Here is a 1,074-nt window from a genome sequence, read left to right on the forward strand (position 1 = left end):
CTGTTAGGTTAGTGTTTTGTTCCCTCATCTTGATTTCCTCCTATTTGAGCGCAATTCCCCCGTGGCGTGAATCACGCTTGTTTTGAAAAATGGTTGTTTGGTTTTTACAATCCTGTTTCTAGAGACTGTTATATTGACCACCTCCCCGTCTGAAAAGACGAGGAAATGAAATCATATTTTAAACTAAGCAGCTTTTACGACAGATCTTTCTAAGACCTGTTTTGCTTCTTTAATGAGGGCTTTATATTTTCTGTTCTCTTCATCTACTCTGAAGGCATCAAGAAGACGAACATGAATTGGACCCAGAAGATACAAAACTTTTTCACCAGCATTCATACCTTCCCAATAACTTGGCAAATCAAAGCGTGTATCATGGTCATAATCAACAGATTGGCGTTTTAGTTTCTTTTCACATTCAATAAAGTAACGACGTGCTTGGCGTCCTTTTTTATTACGTTCAACCATGGAAAGCTCTTTCGCCATATCTAGGGTGAGATGATATTCTACTGCTATAGCATTGTTCGCTTCCATTTTTTTGTGGAAGCGGATAAAATCTTGCCTTTCAAGAAAAGAATAAGCAATGATGCGTTTTTTTATCCAAGTAGAGAAATCTTGTTTGCTTTCCAAAAATGCATGCAAGTCACGCGCATTAACGGTTTGAACAGTTTCCTGATCAATGATTTGCTCTGTGATTTTTATAAGAGTGTTCATAATGAACTCCTATGCAGTTAGATGTTTTTCATTGACATCCAATAAAGGATGCCGGGTGCTGAAAAACACGGTGCATAGTCCGTCGTTACGCTTTCCCCATAAAGAGTATTGTATAGCGTAACTACACCCGACAAAGTCATTATATGCGTGTAACATACAACGAGTCAAAGCCTTTAATGTGCGGAAAATAAACTGTTTCGGCAATTCATCCGCTATGCATTTAAGGTGTTTTTCAAGCACCTGATTCGACAATAGACATACTGATAGTATATTGTCAAATAAAAAGTTTGAAAATTGACGCAAATAGATTATATCGATTTCATCAGTAAATTCGTATTTCTTTTTCATTATTGCATTCCTTAA

Annotated in this window: 1 protein-coding gene; it reads right to left on the reverse strand. The window is 36.9% G+C overall.

The genetic code is table 11. From position 1 onward, the window contains the following. Positions 1 to 183: 183 nt before the first annotated feature. Positions 184 to 711: an antA/AntB antirepressor family protein gene (locus tag ACFIJK_RS09300; protein ID WP_375627592.1), complete on the reverse strand. Its 528-nt coding sequence runs from the start codon at positions 709 to 711 to the stop codon at positions 184 to 186. Between the last annotated feature and the right edge of the window lie 363 nt (positions 712 to 1,074).

It is taken from the genome of Bartonella sp. PS17NMGDW (assembly GCF_042193555.1).
Taxonomy (GTDB): Bacteria; Pseudomonadota; Alphaproteobacteria; order Rhizobiales; family Rhizobiaceae; genus Bartonella; species Bartonella grahamii.